Below are 25,794 nucleotides of genomic sequence, written 5' to 3'. Positions count from 1 at the left end.
GGGAGGCGTCAGGTTCGCTGCGCGTTGTAGGCCTTGACGCTACGCTGGCTCGCACGCGACAGGCTCAGGCGCTGTTGCAATTCGTGCAGGCGCGGTTCGGCCAGTGCACGGATCTGGGCATCGTTCTGCAGGATGGTACGGATGATCGCGACCTTGGTGCGTTGTTCGCTTTCGTTCAGGCGAACCCGATCGGTTTGCATCAGGCTGCCGACATAGGCCTGGCAGCGTTGCTCCAGCACGGCCAGATCATCCCATTCGCCCTGGCGAGCGGCATTCAGCATGCTGCCGGTCAGTTCGGAGAGCGATTCATAGGTGGTGAGGATTTCGTGGCTGGTCATGAAAGTCTCCGGTTCAAGCGGCGATGGGATGTTGGAGGGGNACGGCGGGNGATTGGCCGGTGACGCCGATCTGTTTCCAGGCGTCATGCAGTTCACGCAACAGCCCCAGCACTTCTTCCAGCGGCTCGGTCTGNTTTTTGAGATGGGCGAGCATCAGGCGCTTGCCCATGTAGTCGTACAGGGCGTCGAGCTGCATCGCGAGTTTGCCTCCNTGGCGGGTATCGAGTGCAGTGCGCAGGCCTTCCAGAATGATGGTGCTGGCCTTGGTGATGGCGGCCGATTTCTTGACCAGGTCGCCTTCATTCATGTGCCGGATTGCCATCCGCACCGAAAGTTCGGCCCCCTCATACAACATGATGATGAGCTGGTGCGGATTGGCAGCCACCACGCCGGTTTCGAGACCGACGTTGGCGTAGGCGTTGGCGGCAACTCTGGATTGTGTGTACACGTCTTCCTCCTGGTTTATTTATGCGGACGGCCGGCGGGGCAGTCACGTGGCGCGTTCGGAACGATGCAGGCGGCGCTCATTTGGATGAGGTGCTGCTCAACTGCTGAGTCAGATAAGTGCTGGTGGAATTCATGCGGCTCAGCAGAAGGTTCAGGTTGGTATATTCGGCCGTGTATTTCTTCTGCAGGGCCGTCATCTGGTTTTCCAGGCGGTCGATTTCGTCGTTGCGGTCCTGGACGTATTTGTTGAGACTCTGGGTGCGCGTATCGATCAGGCCGCCGGGGTCGAGCGTGGACTGGGCCCAGTCGGCCAGCCGGGTGGCGAAGCCCGTCGACGACGAGAACAAATTGGTCACATCGCTGAAATTGGCCGAGATGGCGCTATTGAGCTTGCTGCTGTCCAGACTCAGCGAACCGTCCTTCTGGAAGGCGATGCCGACCTCGGCAAGCGATGTCAAGGTGCCGCCACTGGCGGGCGTATTGAAAATGCCGCGCAACTGGTCCTGCATGACGCGCAAGGTGCCGTCGCCCGCCAAGGCGCCCCCTGCCGAGCCGTTGGTGGCGTAGGCGGAGCGGGATTTGATCTGGCTGGCCAGGGCGTTGTAGGCGTCGACAAACCCGGATGCCGCGGTGTTGATTGCCGTGGTGTCGCGCGCGACCGTCAGGCTGGCCGGCGCGGCGGTGGTGTTCGTGAGCGTCAGCGTGACACCCTGGATGGCCTCGCTCACCGTGTTGGATGCGCTGGTGATCGCGATCCCGTTCACCGTGAGGTCGGCATTCTGGGCGGCGATGGTCTGGGTCAGGTTCTGCGTGCCGGCCGGATCATAGCCCAGCAGGCTGCCGATGGAGCCGTCGCCGCCGCTGGTGGTGATTTTCATGCTGTTGCTGGCACCGGAACTGCCTGAGGTCAGCGCGAGGCGGTAGGGCGTGCCCGACCCGTCATTGACGATGGTCGCGGTCACGCCCATGGAAGCAGAGTTGATCGCGTCGCGTATGCCTTCCAGGGTGTTGTTGGTGCTGTCGATGGTGATGCTGGCGGTGCCGTTGCCGTTCGACGTGAAGGCCGCGCCGCTGTATACCCCGTTGGTCAGGGTGCCGCCGCCGATGGTGCCGAAGTCGAACGTGACCGTGGTGGCGGTGCCATTGCCGATGGCGGCAGTGCTGCTGGCCTGTCCCGCGGCAACCAGGCTCTGCGACTGCGCCAGCTTGCTTACCTCGACCGTGTAGTTGCCGGGCACGGCGGTGCTGCCCGCGGTAGCGGAAAAGACGCTGGGATCGGAGGGCGTGGCGGCGAGTTTCTGCAGGGTGGTGCCCAGATTCTGGGCTGCGGTCTGGAAGCTTGAGACCAGGCCACTCAGCGTGCCGAAGGAAGAGATCTTGGTCTGATAGCTGGTGATCTGGGTGTTGAGCGTGTCGATCGGACGCCGCTCGACCGCCATCAACTGCGAGACGAGGGTGGGGACATCAAGTGCGGTCGTGGTCGACGAAGTAATGGCCATGATGAATCTCCTGACTCAAGCCTTTTGTTTCAGCAGCAGACCTTGCTGGAATTGTTCGATTCCACGCGAAATCGCAAGGGTTTCTTCGGATGGGAATTGGCGAATCAGTTGACCCGTGCTGGTGTCCACCATCTTGACCACGACTTTTTCGTGTCGGTGTCCACGCTGAACTCGAGGTTCTGGTTCGATTGCTGCATGGCTTTGTTGAGCGTTTCCACTGCGTTTTTCAGTTCTGCCGCGGAAGGTTGCTGGGGAACATTGTGGGCCTGGGTGTCGACGACAACCTTGGATTCGGTAGGGGCGGCGCCATGGGCGCGCGCGGCCGGGAGCACGGCCTGATTCATGAGGGTGGTGTTCTGGATAATCATCGCGATATCCTTCATGTCAAATCCCCAACCGACTGCTGCGGTTGGGGGTGTCTCCTATCAAAACCGCTTAACGCAGCAGGGTCAGCACGGTTTGCGGCGTTTGGTTGGCCTGCGCCAGGACCGCGGTACCGGCCTGTTGCAGGATGTTGTTCTTGGCCTGGGCCGCGGTTTCGGCAGCGTAGTCGGTATCCATGACGCGGCTGTAGGAAGCCGAGTAGTTCACCGAAGCGGTCTGCAGCGTGGCCACGGCGGAAGCCAGCGACGACATGTCGGCGCCGAACTTGGCACGGGCGGTGCCGATGGCGGTCAACTCGGTGTCGAATGCAGCCAGGTTGGAGTAGGACGTCGCAGCGGTGAAGGTCGTACCCGTGCCGCCGGCCGTGCCGCCGNNCTCGTCCACGGTCACGGCGGAGCTGGCAGTGACCAGACCGTCGATACGCGCATTTTCAGCGAGGAGGGCAGTTGCTTCCTGGTTGGAGACCGCACCGGTCTGCACATAGATTTCGCGCAGGCGCTGGGTGTTTTCCGTGATCTGGGCCAGGTAACCGTCCGAGATCTGGGCTTTGGAAATGCCGTCGTTGGCATTGCGGATCTGCATGTTCGCGCCGCGGATCTTGGAATCGTAGGTGGTGGCGATGCCGAGGCCGGTCGCGTCATCCGCAGCGCTGTTGATGCGCAGGCCGGAAGACAGGCGCTGCTGGGCGGTTTGCAAAGCGAGTGCCGATTTGTTCAGGGCAGCGCCAGCAAAGAGAGCGCCTACGTTGGTGTTGATTACTTGTGCCATTTGTTTCTCCTTAAGTGGGTCGATGGTTCCGGCTTCTGTGCCCCAAAGGGTGCTCTGGTGCCGTCAACGTTGGTCTGCCCGTTGGGGCTACATGAACCGCCGTTGTGTGAGGAATCGTCGGGGTTGGAGAAAGTTAAGGCTGCGGCTTCAAAAATCTGCATGATCTTCACTCCTCNNGGCCTTGACAGGCGCGTCCGAAGCCAGGCAGACGCGGTTCTTGCCGCTGTGCTTGGCTTCGTACATGGCGCTGTCGGCACGGGCGATGGAGGCTTCCTGCGATTCGCCAGGCACGCGCTGGGCGACGCCGGCGCTGAAGGTGATCAATACTTTTTCGTTGTTGTCGAGGAAATATTTCTTGGTGAGGCTGCGCTGCAGGCGGGTGATGATGCGCGCGGCCTCATCGAGCGGGGTGTTGGGAAGAATGATCAGGAATTCCTCGCCGCCCATCCGTGCGATGTGGTCGGTGATGCGCAGTTCTTCCTTTGCCACCTTGACCAGGTGGATCAGCGCCTCGTCGCCGGTCTGGTGGCCGCGCTTGTCGTTCAGCGCCTTGAAATTGTCGACATCGAGCACGGCGATGCTGAAGGGCGTGTCGTAACGATCGGCACGCGATGCCTCGCGTGCGAATTCGTCATCCAGTCCGCGCCGGTTGAGACTGCGGGTCATCGGATCTTCGCGCACCAGGGCGCTCATCTGGGCGAGCTCGGTTTCCAGCTGCTTGATGCGGCTCTCCGCCTGCACGGCGGCATCGCGCTCTCCGATCAGTTGCTCGTGGGCGCGCCGGGTGTCGGCCTGCGCGCTGCGCGTTTCGTCCAGCAGGTTCTCGAGGATGCGGTTCAGTTCCAGCACGTCCTCGGTATTGCGGATGCGCTCGATGTGGGTGGCGATCTTGCCCTGGTATTCGTCGTTGGCCGCCACGGCGTCCCGCATGCGGCTGACGAAGGTGGTCATGGTGGCTTTCAGCGTGGCGGTGGCCTCGCGCAGGCCGTGCTTGACCATGCTCTGCTTGTAGATGACTTCCTTGAGCCGCTTCTCCGCTTCCTGCAGCGTCTGGATCTGGAGCGGGCCTGCGATGACTTCCTCGACCATGTCGAGCTGGCCGCGCAGCCAGGTGTCGTCGTCCAGCAGTTCACCGATGTTTTCGACCAGCAGCAGCAGGATGCGTTTGAGCATCTCCTGCTGCTGCTGGAGATCCGGGGCCTGCATCTCGATGCCGACCCACAGGGATTTCAGGCCGGACGTGACGCTGCGCAAGGCCGATGCGCTGTTGGCGTCGCGCACCGCGGCGGCGAGATGCTGGGCCTTCTCGGCCAGGCGCGGACTGTGCGACAGCTGGGTGACGACGCCGAATTCCAGGGTTTTGGCCAGCAGGTCGCGCAGCAAGGCCAGGTTTTCCCCGCCGCCTCCGCTGCTTTCGCCCTGCTGCTTGAGCTGCAAGGTGATGTGGCCCAGTTGCTTGCGGCATTGCGTCCAGTCGTTCTTGCGGATGGCCTGATTCAGCGTTTCCACGGGTGCAGCCAGTTCGGGATGGTGCAGGTTGAGGTCCATCACCAGGCCGGACAGGGCGCTGGCGGCCGTGGCCGCACTCGAGGGAATAGCGGGTTGGGCGCTCGGCCCGCCCACGATTTCCTCGTATAGCGTCTGGTAGTTGTCCGGGGTGGGCGCGATCCGGCGCAGGGCCAGGCGGCGCAGGGTTTCGCGCGCGACCTCGGTCGGATTGGCAAGATTGATTTTGTCGTTTGGCTCAGCCATGTCGGCACTCAGGCCCGGGAAGGGCATTGACTATGCCTCGCATGGTAGGGCCGGCCCCGGCAGGATGAAGTCCGGATTAAGGCGGGAAAACCCCGGTATTTCTAAAACAGGCCCACGGCGCGCTCGGGCGGGACGGAAAGCGCCTTGGCGCCTAATCGAGCAGGCCGTGCTTGATGGCGTAATGCGTCAGTTCGGCGTTGTTTTTCAACTGCATTTTCTGCAGCAGGCGGGCCCGGTACATGCTGATGGTCTTGACCGACAGGGCGAGCTTGTCGGCAATGGCGGAGACGGTCAGTCCCGAGGCGATCATGCACAAGGTCTGGTATTCGCGGTTGGACAGGGCCTCGTGCGGCAGGCCGGTGCGCTCACCGCTGACCTGGCTGGCGAGTTCCTGGGCGACTTCGGCGCTGATGTATTTCTTGCCCGAGGCGACCAGGCGGATGGCGTGGACCAGCTGGTCGGGCGCGCTCTGCTTGTTGAGATAACCCGCCGCGCCGGATTTCAGCGCCCGCACCGCATACTGGGTTTCCCGGTACATGGATAGCATCAACACCTTGATGCCGGGGTGCTCCTTCTTCATGAGTTCCAGCGTTTCCAGGCCGTTGCGGTCAGGCATGGAGATGTCCATCAGCACCATGTCCCATGGTTCCAGCCGTGCCATCTGCAGGGCGCGGCTGGAACAGTCGGCTTCGCCGGCCACCACGATGTCCTCGGCGTCGGCCAGGATCAGCTTGAGTCCCTCGCGGACGATGGCGTGGTCGTCGACGATAAGGATGCGATAGGGTTTTGCGGCTGCCACGAACGTTCTCTGCTTGGTATTGGGACGATTATGCCGTCATTCAGCCGGATCGGGCACAAGGACGGCCAGGGGAATGCGCAGGCTGACCTGGGTACCCTGCCGTTTGGCGGGCTGTACGGTGAGCTCGCCGCCCAGTGCGGCGGCGCGCTCGATCATGCCGAGTATGCCGAAACCATTCCCGTTTCCCGGCGCGGGCTGGAGGCCGCGGCCATTGTCGGTCAGCGTGATCCGCAGGCTGTCCGGTTCCCGCACCAGCCTGAGTTTCACCCGCGTGGCGCGGGCGTGCTTGGCGACGTTGGTCAGCGCTTCCTGCACGATGCGGAACGCGGCGATCTCCGCATCGGGGCCGAGCGGGATGGCATCCTCGGGCGCACTGAATTCATGGGGAATATCGGTGTTGCGGGTAAAACGCTGCAGCTGCCAGGCGATGGCGGGAACGATGCCGAAATCGAGCGCTGCCGGCCGCAGGTTGGAGGCGATCCGGTGCGCGGCCTCGAAGGTCTGGTCGACCACGTTGTCCAGGTAGGCCGTGCGCTGGATCAGCAGCGGCTGGTCGGACGGGAGGTGCCGCATCAGCCAGGACAGGCCGATCTTGATGGTGGTGAGGTTGCCGCCCAGGTCGTCGTGCACCTCGCGTGCCAAGTGCAGGCGCTCCTGTTCCTTGACCGCTTCGACGTGTGCGGCCAGTGCGCTCAACTGGGCCCGCGAACGCAGGAGTTCGGCCTCAGCCTGCTTGCTGTGCGTCATGTTCAGCATGATGCCGTCCCAGATCGTGCCGTCCTCGTCCTTGCGCTGGCTGACGCGTATCGCGACCCATTTCACGTCCTTCCAGGCTTTCATCCAGATGCGTCCCTCCCAGTTGAAGGTCATATGGCCGCCGTCGGCTTGCGCCAGCTGGGCCAGGTAGTCGGGCCGGTCCTCCTCCAGGATCAGCTTGTAGAAGCGCTCGGGCTTGCCATGCAAGGCGGACGCCTTGATGCCGAGCAGCTGGGCGGATTGTTCGCTCACGTAGCGCAGCGTGGGCGGGGCATCGTGCCGGCGCTGGATCTGGAACGCCATGCCCGGGATATGCGCCACGATCGCGTGCATGTCCGATACTGAATGCGCCAGGGCCTGCCGTGTGGCCTCGCGCTGGCTGACGTCATTGGCGATCCAGACGAAAACCGGTTTNTCGTGGTCGGCCGAGTACAGCATCCGGACCTCGGCGGGATACAGGGTCCCGTCCCGGCGGCGGCAGTGGACGCTGAGCGCGGTGCGGCGCTTTTTNCCATGCCTGAGCAGGGTGAGCAGGGTATGGAAGGCTTGCCTGTCCTCGGGAGGCAGAAAATCCAGCGGCGTCAGTTTCTGCAGGGCTCGGGGCTGGTAGTGCAGATTCTTGGTCGCCGCCGGATTGGCCTGGACGATCCGCAGAGTGTCGGCGTCGAACACCATCACCTCGGTTGTCGATTCCTGCAGGATGGCCTTGAGCAGGGTGCCTTCGTCGGCCGCTCTGGATGAAGCCATAAGTCTCCTCGATATTGGAATGAGGGCGATCCGGTCGCCTCGGGCACATTATTATCGGCGCAAACGCGGATCCGGCCAGGCATCACTTGAAAGCGGACAAATCCCCCAGATTTACTAGGCTGATTAATGAGGGAATGCCATATGCCCACCGTCCGCCCCGCTGCCGTTGCGGGATTGTTCTACCCGGACAACCCGATCGAGCTCAAGCGCACCGTCGCCGACCTGCTGGCCCACGCCGGGGCAGGCGCTGCCCGGCCTGCCCCGAAGGCCCTGATCGTACCGCATGCCGGCTATATCTATTCCGGTTCCGTTGCCGCCAGCGCCTATTCGGCATTGGCCAATCTGCGCGGCCGCATCCGCCGGGTGGTGCTGCTCGGTCCCACCCACCGTGTCCCGGTCCGCGGGCTGGCGCTGCCCGAGGCGGAGNCTTTTGCCACGCCGCTTGGTGACGTCCCGCTGGACTGCGCGGGCATGCAGGCACTCGCCGGACTGCCGCAGGTGGTGCGCAGCGCCGCGGCGCACCAGATGGAACATTCGCTGGAAGTGCAACTACCCTTCCTGCAGCAGGTGCTTGGTGACTTTCAGTTGCTGCCGCTGGCGGTGGGCGACGCCAGCGCCGCCGAGGTGGCCGAGGTGCTGGAGCAGGTGTGGGGCGGCGACGAGACGCTGATCGTGATCAGTTCCGATCTGTCGCATTTCCTGCCCGACGGTCTCGCCCGCCAGGTGGACGGCGAGACCGTCAAGGCCATCCTGGCGCTGAACCCGCATCTCAACCACGAGCAGGCCTGCGGCGCGACGCCGGTCAACGGTCTGCTGCTGGCCGCCCAACAGCACGGCTTGCACCCGATTGCGCTGGACGTGCGCAACTCCAGCGACACCGCAGGCGACCCCGAGCGGGTGGTCGGCTACGCCGCCTTCGCTTTCCAACCGGAGGCCGACAGCGACCGGCCAGATGCGGAGAAGGGCGCGACCCTGCTGAAGCTGGCGCGCACGGAAATCGCCTCGAAGTTGGGCCACCCGGGCGTGGCATCCGCGCAGTCCGATTGGCTGGCCGAACCGGGCGCCACCTTCGTCACCCTGACCCGGCAGGGCGAGTTGCGCGGCTGCATCGGCACGCTGGAGGCGCATCGCCCGCTCGGTATCGACGTGCGCGAGAACGCGGTGGCGGCGGCATTCCGCGACCCGCGCTTCATGCCGCTGTCGCAGACCGAGTTCGACGAGATCCGGGTCGAGGTGTCGCTGCTGTCGCCGACCGAACCGCTGGCGGTGGCTGATGAAGCGGCGGCGCTCGCCGCGTTGCGCCCGCACGTCGACGGCGTGGTGTTCGAGTATGGCCACTACCGCAGCACTTTCCTGCCGCAGGTGTGGGAACAACTGCCGAAGCCGGCCGAATTTCTGGCGCACCTGAAACGCAAGGCCGGACTACCCGCGGATTTCTGGGCGGAGCAGGTGAAGCTGTCGCGCTACACGGTGAGCAAGTGGAAAGAGGAGGGTCCGCATGAGCAGTGAGCCTCGGCACGTGCGAACGACCGCGAATGTGGCCGCCACCGACGCGCTATCCAATGCCCCTACGTCTTTTTGAAGAGGTGGCCGCATGAGCAGTGAGCCTCGGCACGTGCGAACGACCGCGAATGCGGCCGCCACCGACGCGCTATCCGACGCCCTTACGTCCTTTTGAAGAGGTGGCCGCATGAGCATTCCTGAATCGCATACCCCGCGCGCTGGTGGCATGCGCTGCCCGACGGCCGCATCCAGTGCGACCTCTGTCCCCGCGACTGCAAGCTGCACGAGGGCCAGCGCGGTTTGTGCTTCGTGCGCAAGATGGAAGGCGGCCGGATGGTGCTCACGACCTATGGCCGCTCATCCGGCTTCTGCGTTGACCCCATCGAAAAGAAGCCGCTCAACCACTTCTACCCTGGATCGTCGGTGTTCTCCTTCGGCACGGCCGGCTGCAACCTGGCGTGCAAGTTCTGCCAGAACTGGGACATCTCCAAGTCGCGCGAGACCGATACACTGATGGACCAGGCCTCGCCGGACGAGATCGCCATCGCGGCAGAACGCGCCGGTTGCAGGAGCGTGGCCTTCACCTACAACGACCCTGTGATCTTTGCCGAATATGCGATGGACGTCGCCGATGCCTGCCATGCGCGCGGCCTCAAGACGGTGGCGGTGACCGCCGGCTACATCCACGACGAACCGCGCCGCGTGTTCTACGCGAAGATGGACGCGGCCAACGTCGACCTCAAGGCCTTCACCGACGACTTCTACGTCAAGTTGACCGGTGCGCATCTGCAGCCGGTGCTCGACACGCTGGTGTATCTCAAGCGCGAGACCGACGTCTGGTTCGAGATCACCACGCTGCTGATCCCCAGCCACAACGATTCCGACGCCGAGCTCGAGGCGATGAGCCAGTGGATCCTGCGCGAACTCGGCCCCGAGGTGCCGCTGCATTTCTCGGCTTTCCACCCCGACTGGAAAATGCAGGACGTGCCTTCCACGCCTGCCTCGACGCTGAGCCGTGCGCGTGATATCGCGTTGAAGGCCGGACTGCATTACGTCTACACCGGCAACGTGCACGACACCACCGGCGGTACCACCTTCTGTCCGGACTGCCACGCGCCCCTGATCGTGCGCGACTGGTATCGCATCGAGCATTACAGCGTCACGCCCGACGGCCATTGCCCGCATTGCGGTCATGCCATCGCCGGCCGCTTCGGCACGTTCAGCCACCCTTTCGGCAATCGCCGCATCCCGATTTCCATGCACCGGGAGGACCGCGCATGAACACGTCCACCCTGGTCCACATCCCGGCCGGCAACGTCACCGTCGAGGGAATGCTGGAGTTGCCCGAGGGCGCTGCCGGCCTGGTGCTGTTTGCCCACGGCAGCGGCTCGTCGCGCCATTCACCGCGCAACAACACTGTCGCCGGCGTGCTGCGGCAGGCCGGGGTCGGCACGTTGCTGATGGACCTGCTGACGCCGGAGGAGGATCGCGATTACGCCCGGCGCTTCGACATCGGGCTGTTGACGCAGCGTCTGCTGGATGCGGTGCGCTGGGTCCGCGTACAGGCCGCCACCCGGAACCTCCCGCTTGGATTATTTGGCGCCAGTACCGGCGCCGCGGCTGCACTCGAGGCCGCAGCCGAACTGGGCGGCGAAGTCCGCGCGGTGGTCTCGCGCGGCGGCCGTCCCGACCTCGCCAGCGAGCAGGCACTGCTGCGGGTGAGCGCGCCCACGCTTTTATTGGTTGGCGGCCATGACGACGGCGTGATCGACCTCAACCAGCTGGCCTACGATCAGCTGAATTGCGAGAAGGACATGGTGATCGTTCCTGGCGCCACCCACCTGTTCGAGGAACCCGGTACGCTGGAAACCGTGGCCAGGCAGGCCGCAGCCTGGTTTGTCCGTCACCTGCACCCCGTAGCCTAGGGCTTGTCGCACAAACCCGGGCTGGCCTGCGTGGCAGGTCACACGTGGAACAGGTAGATGTAGCCCACGGCAATGCCCAGGAACAGGAGGGTCATGCCGCCGCCTGCGCGCAGGTAATCCGCATTGCGGTACCCGCCAGGGCCCATCAGGAGCGCATTCACCTGGTGCGTGGGCAGGATGAACGAGTTTGACGCCGATACCCCCACCAGCAGTGCCGCTCCGCGCGGGTCGATCCCGGCGAGTTCCGACAATTCGATGACCAGCGGTACCAGCAGGACGGTGGCCGCGACGTTGGACATGAACAGGGAGAACAGCGTGGTCAGGGTGGCGATGGCCAGCAGGATGAGCAGCGTATGGCCGTCGGTCAGCACCCGCATCATCTGATGCGCGACATAGCTGGCTGCGCCCGTCGACTCCATCGCCACGCCCAGGGGNATCAGTCCGGCAAGCAGGAAGACCGTGCGCCAATCGACCGAGCGATAGGCGTCGTCGATGCTGATCACCCGCAGCAGGATCATGGCCAGCGCGCCGCTCATCAATGCAATCGACAAGGTCGCCCCGCTCAAGGCCAGACCGATGGCGCCGGCAAAGCACAGGCCGGCGACCCAGGCCTTGGATTCGTCGATGTCTTCCGCCTCGACCGGGGCGGCGACAACGAAGTCCCGATCATGGGCCAGCGTCTTCAGTTCGCTCCAGCGACCGTGGACGACGATGGCGTCGCCGGGTCGCAGAGGACGGTCGGAGAAGTCGCCGCGCTCGGCCTGCCCCTCGCTCAGCAGCAACAGGGGCTCGACCCGGTAAGACCGGCGAAAGCTGATGTCGCGGATGCTCTTGCCCGCAAGCGAGGAACGCGGCGCCAGGATGAGTTCCGCATACCCTGCCGCAGTGGGATTCTGCAGCGCCTCGAACCGCTCCACGGTTTCGCTCAGATCAAGCGCCCATTCGGCGGCGAAACGCTCCGCCTCGTGCCGCTCGCCGATCAAGGCCAGCACCTGCCCGGCGGCAAAGTGGGCATGCCGCCAGGGCGCATAGAGGATTTCATCCCCGTCCGCCAGCGCGATCAGGTGCAGCTGATAAGCCGTCTCCATGTGAGCGTCCTCGCGGGTCTTGCCGATGAGCGGGCTGGCCGCGGGGACGCGCAGTTCGTGGAGGCGGGTAGGGAGCTGCCATGATTCGATCAGCTCGCGCTGTTGCTTCCCGTTGGTGTCCTCCCCGGTTTTCGCAGGCAGCACGTATTTTCCGGCGAGCATGAAATAGACAATCCCTGCGCCAAGCAGGACCAGACCCAACGGGGTCACGCTGAACAGGCCAAACTTTTCCTGTCCTCCAGCCTGCATCAGGTCGTTGAGGATGATCAGCGGGCTCGAGCCGACCATGCTCAGCGTACCGCCGAGAATTGCCGCGAAGCCCATCGGCATCAACAGGCGTGAAACCGGGATATGAGTCTGCTTGGCGATCCGCAGCATCGCCGGAAGGAACAGCGCTGCCGCGCCGACGTTTTGCATGAAGGCGGATATGCCACCGACGACCCCGGAGACGGTGCCGATCAGGCGGGGTTCGCTTCTGCCCGCAAAGCGCATGATCGGCTTGATCACGCGGTTCATGAGGCCGGAACGATCGACCCCATAGCCGAGAATCATGACCGCGATGATCGATACGACGGCGTTGCTGGCCAGGCCGGAGAAGGCCTGCTGCGGCGTCACCAGTTGCAGCCAGCCCAAAGCCAGCATGATGAGGATTGCGATCACATCGACGCGCAGCGCCTCGGTTACGAAGAGGAAAACGGTGACGGCCAGCACGGTGAGTACCAGGGCGATTTCAGGGGTCATGTCTGCTCTCTTTTGTATTCAAACTACCTCAGGCCAGTATAACGTGCGTCTGTGCGAGCCGGTTCGGGCCTTGCCCGGCTTTCGGCCATGCCGGGGACATGGCATGATCCGAGGGAACCCGCGGATGAACATGGAACGCATTGCCGAAACCTCGCCCGTCTTCGTTGCCCGCAACCTCGCCAAGGTCTACCGCATGGGCGAGGTCGAGGTGCAGGCCTTGCGCGGCATCGACCTCACGCTCTATCGCGGCGAGCTGGTGGTGCTGCTCGGCCCGTCGGGCAGCGGCAAGTCCACGCTACTCAACATCCTCGGCGGGCTCGACGCGCCGAGCGGTGGCGCGGTTTATTACCTCGACCACAAGCTGACCGGCGCGACCGAGGCGGAGCTCACGCGCTTCCGCCGCGAGCATGTCGGCTTCGTGTTCCAGTTCTACAACCTGATTCCCAGCCTCACCGCGCGCGAGAACGTCGCCGCGGTGACCGAGATTTCCGAGTCCCCGATGCGGCCGGAGGATGCGCTCGGTCTGGTGGGGCTGGGCAACCGCCTCGACCATTTTCCGGCGCAGCTCTCCGGCGGCGAGCAGCAGCGCGTGGCGATCGCGCGCGCCGTCGCCAAGAACCCGGCAGTGCTGCTGTGCGACGAGCCGACCGGCGCGCTTGATTCGGCCACCGGCGTGGTGGTGCTCGAGGTGCTGGAGAAGGTCAACCGCGAGCTCGGCACGCTGACCGTGCTGATCACCCACAATGCCGGCATTGCCGACATGGCCGACCGCGTGATCCGGCTGTCGGACGGCCGGATCGCCGATATCCACGAAAACGCCACCAAGAAGCCGGCGCACGAACTGGCTTGGTGAACAATGCCCCCGCCGATCCGCTCTCCCCGATTTCTGGCGGCTGCCGCTGGCGGAACTGCAGGCGCGGCTGGGCTGTTCGCCCGAAGGCCTGGGCGAGGCAGAGGCCGGCGCGCGGCGCCGCAGCTTCGGCCCCAACCAGCTGCGTCCGCATGCCGAGCGGGCATGGGTGCTGCAGTTCCTGGCCCACTTCAGGAATCCGCTGGTGCTGGTGTTGCTGGCAGCCAGCGCGATTACCGGGATGCTCGGCGATATGAAGAGCTTCATCGTCATCAGCGTCATTGTGCTGATGAGCGTGACCCTGGATTTCTTCCAGGAGTTTCGCGCCAGCCGTGCCGTCGAGAAGCTGCGGCATTCGGTGGCCTTGCGTGCCAAGGTGGTCCGTGGCGGCCTGGCGCGCGAGATCCCCGTCGCCGAACTGGTGCCCGGCGACGTGGTCCTGCTTGCGGCAGGCGACCTGGCGCCGGCGGACGGGCGCGTGCTGGACGCGCGCGACCTCTTCGTCAACCAGGCCCTGCTGACCGGCGAATCCTACCCGGTGGAAAAGCATGCGCAGGATGCGCTTCCCGACGCCGACATGGCCAGCGCGACGAACGCGCTATTCCTCGGCACCTCCATCATCAGCGGGGCCGGACGCCTGCTCATCGTCCGCACCGGTTCCGCGACGGCGCTGGGGCAGATCGCCGACACCCTGGTGCAACGCCCGCAGGCCACGGCATTCGAGCGCGGCACGCAGGCCTTCGGCGCCCTCATCCTGCGCCTTACCGTGATCCTGGTTCTGGCGGTGCTGCTGATCAACGCCGCGTTCCACCGCCCGCTGTTCGAGTCCTTCCTGTTCGCGGTGGCGCTGGCGGTGGGGCTGACGCCGGAACTGCTACCGATGGTGCTGTCGGTCACGCTGTCGCAGGGCGCGATGCGGCTGGCGCGGCGCCGCGTCATCGTCAAGCGGCTGTCGGCGGTGCAGGAGCTGGGCGGCATCGACGTGCTGTGCACCGACAAGACCGGCACGCTGACCGAGGGACACATCCGGCTGGAGCGCCATGTCGACGCCCTCGGCCGCGACAGCGAGCGCGTGCTGGAACTCGCCTACCTCAACAGCCAGTTCGAGACCGGCATCAGGAGCCCGCTCGACGAGGCGATCCTCGCGCACACCCACATCGACGTCAGCCCCTGGCGCAAGATCGACGAGGTGCCGTTCGACTTCGAGCGGCGGCGGGTCTCGGTACTGCTGGAGCGCGCGGGGACGCGCAGCCTGATGGTCAAGGGTTCGCTCGAGGACGTATTGCGGCTGTGCACCCGGTACGAAGACGCCGAGGCACAGCCCCCTCGACGCCGCCGCGCGCGAACGCATCCTTGCCCTGTTCGAGATGCTGAGCCGCGACGGCTTCCGCGTGCTCGGCATCGCCTGGCGCCAAGTCTCGCCGCAGCAGGACCATGCCGTGGTCACCGACGAGAGCGAACTGGTGTTCAGCGGCTTCGCCGCCTTTCTCGATCCCCGAAAGCCAGCGCCGCGCCGGCGCTCGCAGCGCTGGCCGCTGGCGGCGTGGCGGTCAAGATCGTCAGCGGCGACAACGAACTGGTCGCGCGCTACATCTGCGATAAGCTGGGCGTGGCGATCACCGGCGTGCTCAACGGCAGCGACATCCAGGCCATGAACGACCCGGCCCTGCACGCGCAGGTGGAGCGGGTGAATCTGTTCTGCCGCGTCACGCCGACGCAGAAGACGCGCATCCTCAATGCCTTGCGGGCGCGCGGCCACGTGGTGGGCTTTCTCGGCGACGGCATCAACGACGCGCCGGCCTTGCACGCCGCCAATGTCGGCATCTCCGTCGACAGCGCGGTCGACGCCGCCAAGGAGGCGGCGGACCTGGTGCTGCTGGAGCACGACCTGAACGTGCTGCAGGAGGGTGTGCGCGAAGGCCGGCGCACCTTCGGCAACGTCACCAAGTACATCATGATGGGCACCAGCTCCAACTTCGGCAACATGTTCAGCATGGCCGGCGGCACGCTGTTCCTGCCATTCCTGCCGATGCTGCCGATCCAGATCCTGCTCAACAATTTTCTCTACGACCTGTCGGAGATCGCCATTCCGCTCGACCGGGTGGACGAGGATACGCTGGCTCGCCCGCGGGTGTGGGACATGCACTTCATCCGCAACTTCATGCTGACGCTGGGGCCGGTGAGTTCTGTGTTCGACTTCCTGACTTTCTTCGTGATGCTGAAGGTGTTCCAGGCGAACGAGGCGCTGTTCCATACCGGCTGGTTCATCGAGTCGATCGCCACCCAGGTGCTGGTCATTTTCATCATCCGCACCCGCGGCAGCCCGCTCGCCAGCCGGCCCAACGTCTGGCTGGTGACCTTGTCGCTCGCGGTAGTGGGAGTGGCGGCGCTGCTGCCCTGGCTGCCGTTTGCCGGCGAGCTGAGCTTTGTCGCACTGCCGCCCGCGTTCTATGCGGTGCTGGCCGGCATCGTCGCCGCCTATCTTGTGGCCATGCTGTGGGCCAAGCAGATGTTCTACCGGCACTGGGAACGGCATAGCGGGAGGCCGCGATGAAGGCGCTCGACCGCAAGCTGTTCCGTGATCTCTGGCACATGCGCGGCCAGGTGCTGGCAATTGCCGCGGTCATCATGGGCGGCGTCGCCACCATGGTGATGTCGCTCTCCACCTACGATTCGCTGGTCACCACGCGTGACCGCTTCTACAGCGAATACCGTCTCGCCGACGTGTTTGCCAGCCTCAAACGCGCGCCCGAGCCGGTCGCGGAACGGCTTGCCGCGCTGCCGGGCGTGGAGCGCCTGGAAACACGGGTGAGGGCCGGGGTGAAGCTCGAAGTGGCGGGCTTTTCCGATCCCATCACCGGCCAGATCCTGTCGCTGCCGGATGTCGGCGAGGCGCAGCTCAACCGGCTCTACTTCAAGCGCGGCCGCACGGTGCGGCCGTGGAGCACCGACGAGGTGGTACTGTCCGACACCTTCGCCGATGCCCACCATCTGCAGCCAGGCGACACGCTCGCCGCCATCATCCACGGCAAGCGCAAGACGCTCACCGTGGTCGGTGTCGCGGTGTCGCCCGAGTATGTCTACCAGATCGCGCCCGGGTCCATGTTTCCCGACTTCAAGCGCTACGGCGTGCTGTGGATGGCACGCAACGCGCTCGGCATCGCCTACGACATGAAAGGCGCCTTCAACCAGGTCAGCCTGACGCTGGCGCGCGACGCCAACGAACAGGACGTGATCGACCGCGTCGACGCGATCCTCGCCGACTACGGCGGCACCGGCGCCTATGGACGCAAAGACCAGTTTTCCAACCGCTTTCTCAGCGAGGAACTGAAGCAGCTGCGGACCATGGCCACCATCTTCCCGGCCATTTTCCTCGGCGTCGCCGCCTTCTTGCTGAACGTGGTGCTGAGCCGGCTGATCGCCCTGCAGCGCGAGCAGATCGCCATCCTCAAGGCCTTCGGCTATAGCTATGCGGCGATCGGCATGCACTACGTCAAGATGGTGCTGCTGATGGCGCTGCTCGGGGTGGCGGCCGGGGTGGCGCTCGGCACCTGGTTCGGCCAGGGACTGTCGCACGTCTACAGTGAGACGACTTTCCGCTTTCCCTATCTGGACTACCGGCTGCAGCCGGGCACGGTGCTGATCGCGCTGGCGGTGTCGGCGCTGGCGGCGGTCAGCGGCACGCTGGTTTCGGTCATGCGCGCCGTGCGTCTGCCGCCGGCCGAAGGTATGCGCCCGGAGATGCCGGCGCGTTATCGCGCCAACGTGATCGAACGCATCGGCCTGCAGCGCTGGCTCGCCTCGCCGTCGCGGATGATCCTGCGTCATATCGGGCGGCGTCCGCTGAAGTCGTTGCTGACCGTGCTCGGCATTGCCTGCGCCTGCGGGCTGATGATGGTGGGCAACTACCAGAAAGGGGCGATCGATTTCATGGTCGACGTGCAGTTCCGCCAGGCCTCGCGCGAGGATCTGGCGCTCGCCTTCATCGATCCCACCTCCGGCCACGCCCTGCATGAGCTTGCCGCGCTGCCCGGCGTCGAATACGTCGAGGGCTATCGCGACGTGCCGGCGATCCTGCGCTTCGGCCAGTACCGCCATCGCGCCGCGCTGTTCGGCATCCAGCCGGAAGGGCAGCTGCACCGCTCGCTCGACAGCCGGCTGAAGCCGGTGGCAGTGCCGCCGGGCGGCGTCGTGCTGACCGATTATCTGGCGAACGACATCCTGCACGTGAAGCCGGGCGACATGTTGACCGTGGAGGTACTGGAAGGCAGCCGCCCGGTGCGGCAGGTGCCGGTGCTCGGCATCACCCAGCAGTATCTGGGCGTGTCGGCCTACATGCAGAAGGACTCGGTGAATGCCCTGATGCGCGAGGGCAATACGGTGACCGGCGCCTATCTGGCGGTGGAACCGGGCAGCGAGGCGGAACTGTACGCCAGGCTGCACGACCGTCCGCGCGTGCTCGGCATGGTCGCCAACAAGACGGCGGTCCAGAGCTTCTATGCCACCATCGGCGAGTTCATCCTGTTCTACAACCTGGTGGCCACCGTGCTTGCTGGCGCCATCGGTTTTGGCGTGGTCTACAACAGTGCGCGCATCGCCTTGTCGGAGCGTGGGCGCGAACTCGCCAGCCTGCGCGTGCTGGGCTTCACCCGTGGCGAGATCGCCTATATCCTGCTGGGAGAACTGGCGCTGCTGACGCTGGCGGCGATTCCGGTCGGTTTCCTGGTTGGGATCGGCCTGGTCAGCATCCTGGTGGTGGCGTTCCAGAGCGAGCTATACCGGCTGCCGCTGATCCTGACGCCGGAAAACTACGCCATGGGGGCAAGCGTCGTCATCGTCTCGGCGCTGCTGTCCGGGCTGCTGCTATGGCGACGCCTGGGCCGGCTGGACCTGGTGGCGGTGTTGAAAACACGCGAATAGGACAACAACGGACATGCGTCTACGCGCAAAAATCGGAATGCTCGCCACGGCCGCACTGGTGGCGGCGGGCCTCGTGATCGGCTTCATGCCGCGTGCGGTGCCGGTCGATATGGCCGAAGTAAAACGGGCGCCGCTCACGGTGACGGTGGAGGAGGAGGGCAAGACCCGGGTGCGCGAGCGCTACCTGGTGTCGGCGCCGGTGGCCGGCTACGCGCGGTGCATCGACCTCAAGGCCGGCGATGCGGTGGCGGCCGGCCAGGTGCTCGCCGTGATCGAGCCGGCGCGTTCGGTGGGCCTCGACCCGCGCACCCGCGTGCAGGCCCAGGCGCAGGTGAGCGCCGCGCAGGCCGCGCTGGCGGTGGCGCAGGAAAATGCGCGTGCCGCCGCGGCCGCGGCGCAGCTGGCACAGCAGGAACGCGTGCGTGCCGAATCCCTGCGGCAGTCGAACTTCGTTTCCGCCCAGGCGCTCGATGCGGCCGGCACCGCAGAAACCCGCGCCCGTGCCGCGGAACAGGCTGCGCAGTATGCGGTCAGGGTGGCGCGCTTCGATCTGGAGACGGCGCGCGCCGCGGCCGCCAGCGCTGCGCAGCTGCAGCGCAGCCGCACGGCCGAGGCACTGCAGGTGCGGGCACCGGTGGCGNCGCGCGTGCTCAGGGTGCAGCATGAAAGCGAAGGTCCGGTGGCGGCCGGCCAACCCCTGCTCGAGATCGGCAATCCCGAAAGCCTGGAAGCCGAGGTGGAGGTGCTGTCCACCGATGCGGTGAAGATCGCGTCGGGTTCGAAGGTGATCCTGGACCGCTGGGGCGGCGACCGGTCGATCGAGGGCAGGGTGCGTGTCGTCGAGCCGGGCGGTTTCACGAAAATCTCCGCGCTCGGCGTCGAGGAGCAACGGGTGCGCGTCATCGTCGACTTCACTTCGCCGCGCGAGGCGTGGGCACGGCTCGGCGACGGCTACCGGGTGGAGGCGCGTTTCGTATTGTGGGAAGGCAAGGACGTGCTGCAACTGCCGACCAGCGCGTTGTTCCGCCTGGGCTCGGGGTGGGCGGCATTCAGGCTGGATGACCGGCGCGTCCGTCAGGCACCGGTCGTAATCGGCCAGCGTGCCGGGCTGGCGACCCAGGTGCTGTCAGGACTCAAGGCCGGCGACCGGGTGGTGGCCCATCCGGACGAAACGATCCGTGATGGTGTGCGCGTGAAGCCGCGCTGACGCTCAAGCCTGCTTGAGGATGGCCTCGACTTCGGCGTCGTCCACCTGCGGAAAGTCCGTATAGAACTGCCCCACTGCCTGGAAAGACATTGGCGTCGACAGGCACACCACCTCGTCCGCATAGGGGCGGATCTTCTCCACCGTGTCGGCCGGTGCCACCGGTACCGCGCAGATCAGGCGTGCCGGTTTCTTGTCGCGCAGCGCATGCAGCGCAGAAATCATCGTCGCACCCGTCGCCAGCCCGTCATCGACCACGATGACGATGCGTCCGGCGGGGTCGATCGGTGAGCGCAACGGTGTGTACTGCACGCGTCGTTTCTTGATGACGTCGAGTTGGGCTTGCCTTTCTTGCGCGAGATAGGCAGGCGTGCCGCCGACCGACTCCGCGTAGTCGGCCACATACGTCCAGCCTGATTCGTCTATCGAGCCAATGGCGAATTCAGGATTGAAGGGGGCGCGCAGCTTGCGCACCAGTACTACGTCGAGCTCGCCTTCGAGGGCCCGCGCGAGTTGCTGCCCCATCGGTACGGCGCCGCGCGGGATGGCAAGAATCAGGGGNTGCTGGCCTTTGTACGAGGCCAAGGCTGTCGCGAGACGCTCGGCTGCCTGATGGCGATTGGCGAAAACCATGGCTAATCCCTATTCGTTTTAATGTCTTTATCTTAGTTGCAATAAAGACGAGCACGCGATGCCATGAGCCATTTATGTATGGGCGGGAAGCCGGAACATTTCCTTTCCTGCGTGCCAGGACTGTTCCAGAGAACGCGGGTCAAGCCATTGATGTTCCGTATTGAAACATCATGAAACGCCATTTGGGGGAATGAGGGCTCACTACGGCGCGTATGCGTGGGTGTGGACAGTGGCACAGTCATTGCTGACGGGTTGGGAGGTACATTCTGGAACGGCTGCCCATACTGATCATGCTGCCCGCCATCATTGGTTGCACTGCGTTGTTTTGTCTATTGACTGGTCTGCAACAGCAGGCATGGGCGCATTCCGATTCGTCCATGTTTAGCGCGCCTGCCGCAGCCCATCATCATGACGATGAAGAGACGGAGGCGGAGCCGGCGAAGCTTTATCCGGCCAAGGTATCGATCGATCCCCGTCATATGGTGAGTGTGGTAATCAAGATCAACGCTCGCATGGCCAATCTCCGCAACGTGTATGTCGGGAAAAGAGTGAGCCGGGGCGAGGTGCTGGGCGAGATAGAAAGCGCCGAACTGGAGACAGTACAGGCTACCTATCTGGGTTTGTTTGCCAACATGGATGCTGTCCGGGCATTTTCCATGACCAGCGAAGAGAAGATGGTCGATGCGCGCATGAATCTGCTCTGGCGCGGTATGTCGGAGGAGGATATCAAACGTCTGGAAGCAACGCGCCAGCCGCTCAAGCTGATCAAGATCAAGGCCCCGATCTCGGGCTACCTGTATAGCCTGAATGTGGTCAATAACCAGATCCTCAATGCCGGAACACAGGGCGGCCAATACGCGACCAGTGGCACCACGATCGCCACGATCGCTCAGCCTGGCGCAATCGTGGTGGAAGCGAGTTTGCCGGTAAGTGAGGCTTCGGCGGTCAAGCCGGGACAGTCAGCGACGGTCTACGTGAACGATCCAGCCAAGGGGCGGATAGCGGTGGCCGCGAAGGTGCAGCGTGTGTATGCCTTTGTGAACCCGGTCAATCAGAGGCAGTGGGTGCGGTTACAGGTTTTAAGAGAGCCTGAGCATCTGGGGCTGCTGAATGGGGGTGGCTACGGTCAGTTTTTCGGGGACGCGCATGTTCATTAAGGTGGTATTGGCGCTTCCCATTGTTTTGCTTGCGCTGAGTATGCCCGCCCTGGTTCATGCGCACGGCGACTCTGGGGTATTTGAACAGATCATTGAACGCAGCCGTGAAGCCAGCGAGGTCAGGCTGCCCTCGGGCGTGCGTGACATTGGAGACGTTATCACGCTCGCAGCGGTCAGGGCCGATGCCCCTGCCAAGCGGCTGCAGACTTACGGCCAGGTCGTGCCCAATGCCGAGGCAGTTCTGGATGTCAATACTGTCGTCAGCGGCCAGATTGTTCAGGTCTTCGTGCGCCCCGGCGATAGCGTGAGAAAGGGGCAGCCGATGGTGTCCATTTTCAATCCCGAGTTCATCACGACCCAGAAGGGGTATCTGCAATTCCTGCAAAACGAGGAGCGGCTTCAGGTTCTTCGCGAGGAGGGGCGGCTGCCCAATTACCTCAAGGACGCCAAGGAAAACCTGCGCTGGTGGGGGATGACCGATCCGCAGATCGCCGCGTTGATCGACAAGGGAACGGTGGTGGAACACCTCATCCTGGAGGCGCCCACTGACGGATTCGTTACCGACCTGTTCGTGCAGCCCGGATCGCTGGTCAATGCAGGCGACCGCACCATGAAGCAGTTCGTGGTGATAGGAAAGTCGGTGGCGCGCATGGTATCCAGCAAGCAGTCATTGTGGGTGGAAGGCTATGTCTATGCCGGCCAGGAGACCCTGCTTCGGCCAGGCATCAAGGTCGAGGTCGCCTTGCCTGGCGGCGTGAAGATGCAGCGTCCGATAGCCGAGGTGGTGCCGGGTATCGATCCCCGGACGCAGCGTGCCCGTTTCCTGCTGGATCTGGGGCGCAGCGTACCTGGGCTGGTCACCGGCCAGACGGTGGAGCTTGTGCTTGTCCTGGATGGACAGGTGGGAATTTGGGTGCCGCGCCAATCGGTTCTGGGTCAGAAGCTGGATCCGGTCGTGTACGTGCAAGCTGCACCCGGACGCTATCTGCGCAAGCCGGTGGCGGTATTGAGTGAAACGGAGAGTTGGCTCCAGGTGGTGGGTGTCGACCCGCGCGACCGGGTGGTGGTCGACGGCAAGATGATTCTGGAAGGGGTGTACCGCATGTCCGGCAATCATGCCAGCGTAGCAGACAGCGACCACCATCACTGAGACGGGTGAACGAAGATGTTTGATTGGGCAATCAAGTGGTCCCTCAAGAACCGGCTGGCCGTGGTGCTGCTATACGTGCTGATGGCCGGCGCGTCGATCGTTGCCGCACTGCACATGGCGGTAGATGTATTCCCGGAATTTGCGCCCNCGCAGGTGCAGATCCAGACCGAAGTGCCGGGATACTCGACGAAAGACGTTGAAGGGCTGGTCACCAGGCCGATCGAGATCGTTCTGCAGGGAGCCCCGTATATCGATCAAATCCGATCCAACTCGTCGGTTGGCCTGTCGCGCATCACGATCACATTCAAATGGGGTGTCGATATTTACCGTGCCCGCCAGATCATTCAGGAACGTTTGCAACTGGTGCAGGGCCAACTGCCCGAGTCGGCCCAAGCGCCCCAATTGATGCCGGTCACGTCAGCAGTGAGCTGGCTGCTCAAGTTCGCCTTGGTCGACTGGTCTGGCGAGAACCGCGAACATGAGTTGCGCACGCTGGCGGACTGGGATATTCGCAACAGGGTGCTGGCCCAACCGNGGGTTGCGTCTGTGGTGGCTGTGGGTGGCGGGGTGAAGCAGTACCAAGTGATGCTTGATCCCATTCGCATGCGCAAGTACGACGTATCCAGCGAAGACGTGATGCAGGCCATGCGTCGCGCCAATCTGGTGGCGCCCGGAGGGTTTGTCTATCCCACCAGCGAGGAGGAATATTTCATTCGTGTCAATGGCCGGGTGCAGAGCCTCCGTGATGTGGCGGAGACACTGATTGCCATGCGCGAAGGACAGCCGATCCGGGTCGAGGATGTGGGGGAAGTGCGCTTTGGGAGCGAGGTCAAACGAGGCGATGGCCAGATCTTCGGTGGCCCGGCCGTGATCGGAACCGTCTCCAAGCTGTGGGGCGCGGACACGCTGGAAACCACACACAACGTCGAGAAGGCACTGGCCAATCTGGCGCGCAGCCTGCCCGCGGATATTCAGTTGATTCCCGATGTATTCCGCCAGGCAAGTTTCATCGAGACCGCCATCGCCAATCTGCGAGGCGCATTGCTCGACGCCTCCCTTATCGTGGCGTTGGTGCTGCTGCTGTTCCTGTTCCGTTGGCGTCCCACTGCGATCAGCCTGATTGCCATTCCCGTTTCCCTGATGGCCGGTGTGCTGGTGCTGTGGCTCTTTGGCATCGGAATCAACGCCCTGACTCTGNGGNGGCTGGTGTTCGCCATTGGCGAAGTCGTGGACGATGCCATCATCGACGTCGAGAATATTCTGCGCCGCCTGCGTGAAAACAAGCAGGCGGCGGAGCCGTTGCCTGCACTGGAGATTGTTTACGAAGGTTCGCGTGAGATCCGCAATTCGGTGGTGTTCGCCACCTTCGTGATTGTCGTGGCTTTCATACCAATCTTTTTCCTCCAGGGCATCGAAGGCCGTATCTTCCGACCGCTGGCGATCTCCTACTTGGCGGCCATCGCCAGTTCTCTTGTGGTTGCCATCACGCTCGTGCCGGTGCTGAGTTACTACCTCATGGGGCGGCGGCCGCAATATCAGAGCTATGGCTTGAGCCCCATTTCCGACATGCTGCTCAGCCGTTATGAGAAGGTATTGAAACCCTGCCTGGACCGGCCCTTGCCGACGGCCGCGATGTCCGCATTGATCCTGGTCGCGGCGATCCTGGTGATTCCGTCCCTTGGCCGATCTTTTATTCCCGCCTTCCATGAGGGAAACCTGGTGATCGCGACCACGCTGATGCCGGGTACGTCACTGGAGGAAAATTTGCGTGTGGGCCGCAAGATCGAGCAATTGATCGGCGATATGCCGGAGATTGCCAGCCTTGCCCAGCGTGCCGGACGCTCGCGTCTGGACGAGGATGCCCAGCCTGTGAATTTCAGCGAGTTCGATATTGCACTCAAGCCGGGGACCCGCAACGTGCCCGAGGTGATGCAGCGCATCCGTGACAAGCTGACGCAGATTCCAGGCATGTCGGTCAATGTGTCCCAGTTCATCACCCACCGTATGTCGGAGATCCTGTCCGGGGTGCGTGCCCAGGTTGCAGTGAAGATCTATGGCCAGGATTTCGAGGTGCTGCAGCAGAAGCAGCAGGAAGTCTATCAAGCGGTGAAGGGCGTGACGGGCGTCGTGGATTTGCAGATGGAGCCGATGGTTTTGGTACCGGGTGTCGATATCCGGGTCAATCGGGCCGTCGCAGCCGCCTATGGATTCACCCCGGGTGCGGTCGTTACCCAGGTGAGTGCCGCGTTCAATGGGGTGGCGGTATCCAAAGTTCTGGAACAGGACCGTACCTTCGATATTTTCATGCGTGTGAACGAAGCAACCCGCAGCGATATCCAGACTCTGGGCGAAATGCCGCTGATGTCACCTGGCGGTGCAGTCATTCCATTGCGTGAAGTGGCCGAACTGAAATCGGTGCAGGAGCCTTACATGATCAACCGCGATGGGGCCGCACGCCGCGCAGTGGTGCAATGGAACACCGAAGGACGGGATCTTGACGGGGTGGTACGAGAGGCCCAGGACCGCATTCGCGACAAGGTTACATTGCCGCCTGGCTACAGTATTGAGTTCGGGGGCGACTACGAGGGGCAGCAACGTGCATCCCGCACTCTGTTGGTGACGTCCGCCGCCGCAATACTGTTGATGTCGGTCATCATGTATCAGGCGTTCCGGAGTTGGTCGTTGGTATCGCTGGTCATGCTCAATTTGCCTTTGGCCCTTATCGGCGGTGTATTCGCACTCGCACTGGCCGGAGAGACCCTCAACGTATCCTCGCTGATCGGCATGGTGGCCCTGTTCGGCGTGGCCACCCGCAATAGCCTGCTACTGATATCCCGCTATCAGTCCCTGCTTCGCATGCGTCCAGATCTCAATGCCGGAGAAATCGCCTTGAAAGGGTCGGTGGACCGCCTGGTCCCTATTTTGATGACGGCATTTACAGCCGCACTGGCTGTGATCCCACTGATTCTGGGCGACCCCACTGGAAAGGAATTGCAACGGCCGCTGGCCATTGTTTTGCTGGGTGGCATGTTGAGCTCGACCCTGCTCAATCTGCTGGTGATCCCGACGCTCTTCCATTGGATGGCCAGCCGCCGCAAGGGCTGGCTGGTGCCGAGCGGATTGTGAGCCGATA

Annotated in this window: 19 protein-coding genes and 1 pseudogene; 10 read left to right on the top strand and 10 right to left on the bottom strand. The window is 63.8% G+C overall.

The features are described 5' to 3' along the window. Positions 1–8: 8 nt before the first annotated feature. The 8 genes and pseudogenes from HZY77_RS05450 to HZY77_RS05415 form a co-directional block, all read right to left on the bottom strand. Positions 9–338 (bottom strand): flagellar protein FliT, encoded by a 330-nt coding sequence (locus HZY77_RS05450; RefSeq protein WP_296632350.1) that lies wholly within the window; start codon positions 336–338, stop codon positions 9–11. A 13-nt stretch (positions 339–351) separates the two neighbouring features. Continuing rightward, entirely contained in the window at positions 352–786 is a 435-nt protein-coding gene (gene fliS, locus HZY77_RS05445; RefSeq protein WP_296819554.1) for a flagellar export chaperone FliS, read from the bottom strand. A 76-nt stretch (positions 787–862) separates the two neighbouring features. After that, a complete protein-coding gene (gene fliD, locus HZY77_RS05440) occupies positions 863–2,284 on the bottom strand; it encodes a flagellar filament capping protein FliD (protein ID WP_296819552.1) in 1,422 nt (473 codons plus the stop codon). A gap of 15 nt (positions 2,285–2,299) precedes the next feature. Next, positions 2,300–2,628: pseudogene (locus HZY77_RS05435) on the bottom strand (flagellar protein FlaG). Positions 2,629–2,719: 91 nt separating this feature from the next. Beyond that, positions 2,720–3,436 (bottom strand): flagellin, encoded by a 717-nt coding sequence (locus tag HZY77_RS05430; RefSeq protein ID WP_296819549.1) that lies wholly within the window; start codon positions 3,434–3,436, stop codon positions 2,720–2,722. Between the two features lie 147 nt (positions 3,437–3,583). Then, positions 3,584–5,188 (bottom strand): GGDEF domain-containing protein, encoded by a 1,605-nt coding sequence (locus tag HZY77_RS05425; RefSeq protein WP_296819547.1) that lies wholly within the window; start codon positions 5,186–5,188, stop codon positions 3,584–3,586. 151 nt (positions 5,189–5,339) lie between these two features. Further along, positions 5,340–5,987, bottom strand: a complete 648-nt coding sequence (locus tag HZY77_RS05420; protein WP_296819545.1) for a response regulator transcription factor — start codon at positions 5,985–5,987, stop codon at positions 5,340–5,342. A 36-nt stretch (positions 5,988–6,023) separates the two neighbouring features. After that, the gene (locus HZY77_RS05415) at positions 6,024–7,490 is read right to left on the bottom strand and encodes a PAS domain-containing sensor histidine kinase (RefSeq protein ID WP_296819543.1); all 1,467 of its coding nucleotides are present in this window, start codon (positions 7,488–7,490) and stop codon (positions 6,024–6,026) included. Between the two features lie 141 nt (positions 7,491–7,631). Between HZY77_RS05415 and amrB the strand changes: the two genes are divergently transcribed. The 3 genes from amrB (at position 7,632) to HZY77_RS05400 (ending at position 10,918) form a co-directional block, all read left to right on the top strand. Then, on the top strand, positions 7,632–8,999 hold the full coding sequence (gene amrB, locus HZY77_RS05410; RefSeq protein WP_296819541.1) for an AmmeMemoRadiSam system protein B: 1,368 nt from the start codon (positions 7,632–7,634) through the stop codon (positions 8,997–8,999). Between the two features lie 195 nt (positions 9,000–9,194). Beyond that, positions 9,195–10,274, top strand: a complete 1,080-nt coding sequence (amrS, locus tag HZY77_RS05405; protein WP_296820838.1) for an AmmeMemoRadiSam system radical SAM enzyme — start codon at positions 9,195–9,197, stop codon at positions 10,272–10,274. Continuing rightward, positions 10,271–10,918 (top strand): alpha/beta family hydrolase, encoded by a 648-nt coding sequence (locus HZY77_RS05400; protein ID WP_296819539.1) that lies wholly within the window; start codon positions 10,271–10,273, stop codon positions 10,916–10,918. Before amrS ends, HZY77_RS05400 begins: the two co-directional genes overlap by 4 nt. A 38-nt stretch (positions 10,919–10,956) precedes the next feature. Here the strand turns inward: HZY77_RS05400 and HZY77_RS05395 are convergent, their stop codons facing one another. Then, positions 10,957–12,747 (bottom strand): SLC13 family permease, encoded by a 1,791-nt coding sequence (locus tag HZY77_RS05395; RefSeq protein WP_296819537.1) that lies wholly within the window; start codon positions 12,745–12,747, stop codon positions 10,957–10,959. Positions 12,748–12,871: 124 nt separating this feature from the next. Here HZY77_RS05395 and HZY77_RS05390 point away from each other — a divergent pair, with 124 nt between their 5' ends. The 4 genes from HZY77_RS05390 to HZY77_RS05375 are packed head-to-tail and all read left to right on the top strand — an operon-like array spanning position 12,872 to position 19,724. Then, positions 12,872–13,600 carry an ABC transporter ATP-binding protein gene (locus HZY77_RS05390; protein WP_296819534.1) on the top strand — a complete coding sequence of 243 codons (729 nt, stop codon included), beginning with the start codon at positions 12,872–12,874 and terminating at the stop codon, positions 13,598–13,600. Next, positions 13,551–16,151 (top strand): magnesium-translocating P-type ATPase, encoded by a 2,601-nt coding sequence (gene mgtA / locus HZY77_RS05385; RefSeq protein ID WP_363154602.1) that lies wholly within the window; start codon positions 13,551–13,553, stop codon positions 16,149–16,151. The genes HZY77_RS05390 and mgtA overlap by 50 nt, the downstream gene beginning before the upstream one ends. Beyond that, on the top strand, positions 16,148–18,517 hold the full coding sequence (locus HZY77_RS05380) for an ABC transporter permease (RefSeq protein ID WP_296819532.1): 2,370 nt from the start codon (positions 16,148–16,150) through the stop codon (positions 18,515–18,517). The genes mgtA and HZY77_RS05380 overlap by 4 nt, the downstream gene beginning before the upstream one ends. A gap of 13 nt (positions 18,518–18,530) precedes the next feature. Beyond that, a complete protein-coding gene (locus tag HZY77_RS05375) occupies positions 18,531–19,724 on the top strand; it encodes an HlyD family efflux transporter periplasmic adaptor subunit (protein WP_296819529.1) in 1,194 nt (397 codons plus the stop codon). Between the two features lie 3 nt (positions 19,725–19,727). Here the strand turns inward: HZY77_RS05375 and HZY77_RS05370 are convergent, their stop codons facing one another. Next, the gene (locus HZY77_RS05370; RefSeq protein ID WP_296819526.1) at positions 19,728–20,354 is read right to left on the bottom strand and encodes a phosphoribosyltransferase family protein; all 627 of its coding nucleotides are present in this window, start codon (positions 20,352–20,354) and stop codon (positions 19,728–19,730) included. A 290-nt stretch (positions 20,355–20,644) separates the two neighbouring features. On the opposite strand from HZY77_RS05370, the gene HZY77_RS05365 reads away from it, so the two are divergent. The 3 genes from HZY77_RS05365 to HZY77_RS05355 all read left to right on the top strand — a co-directional run bounded on the left by HZY77_RS05365 (position 20,645) and on the right by HZY77_RS05355 (position 25,787). Beyond that, on the top strand, positions 20,645–21,511 hold the full coding sequence (locus tag HZY77_RS05365) for an efflux RND transporter periplasmic adaptor subunit (RefSeq protein ID WP_296819523.1): 867 nt from the start codon (positions 20,645–20,647) through the stop codon (positions 21,509–21,511). After that, a complete protein-coding gene (locus HZY77_RS05360; RefSeq protein WP_296819521.1) occupies positions 21,501–22,661 on the top strand; it encodes an efflux RND transporter periplasmic adaptor subunit in 1,161 nt (386 codons plus the stop codon). The genes HZY77_RS05365 and HZY77_RS05360 overlap by 11 nt, the downstream gene beginning before the upstream one ends. A gap of 75 nt (positions 22,662–22,736) precedes the next feature. After that, positions 22,737–25,787, top strand: coding sequence for an efflux RND transporter permease subunit (locus HZY77_RS05355; RefSeq protein ID WP_296819518.1), 3,051 nt, complete (start codon positions 22,737–22,739; stop codon positions 25,785–25,787). Positions 25,788–25,794: the final 7 nt, after the last annotated feature.

Source organism: Thiobacillus sp. (genome assembly GCF_013693775.1).
GTDB lineage: Bacteria > Pseudomonadota > Gammaproteobacteria > Burkholderiales > Thiobacillaceae > Thiobacillus.
This window is presented reverse-complemented; position numbering and strand designations above follow the sequence as displayed.

Coding starts and splice junctions, on each gene's coding strand:
- HZY77_RS05365 (WP_296819523.1), top strand. CDS start 20,645: ATGCTGCCCGCCATCATTGGTTGCACTGCGTTGTTTTGTCTATTGACT.
- HZY77_RS05400 (WP_296819539.1), top strand. CDS start 10,271: ATGAACACGTCCACCCTGGTCCACATCCCGGCCGGCAACGTCACCGTC.
- HZY77_RS05380 (WP_296819532.1), top strand. CDS start 16,148: ATGAAGGCGCTCGACCGCAAGCTGTTCCGTGATCTCTGGCACATGCGC.
- HZY77_RS05450 (WP_296632350.1), bottom strand. CDS start 338: ATGACCAGCCACGAAATCCTCACCACCTATGAATCGCTCTCCGAACTG.
- fliD (WP_296819552.1), bottom strand. CDS start 2,284: ATGGCCATTACTTCGTCGACCACGACCGCACTTGATGTCCCCACCCTC.
- HZY77_RS05390 (WP_296819534.1), top strand. CDS start 12,872: ATGAACATGGAACGCATTGCCGAAACCTCGCCCGTCTTCGTTGCCCGC.
- HZY77_RS05360 (WP_296819521.1), top strand. CDS start 21,501: ATGTTCATTAAGGTGGTATTGGCGCTTCCCATTGTTTTGCTTGCGCTG.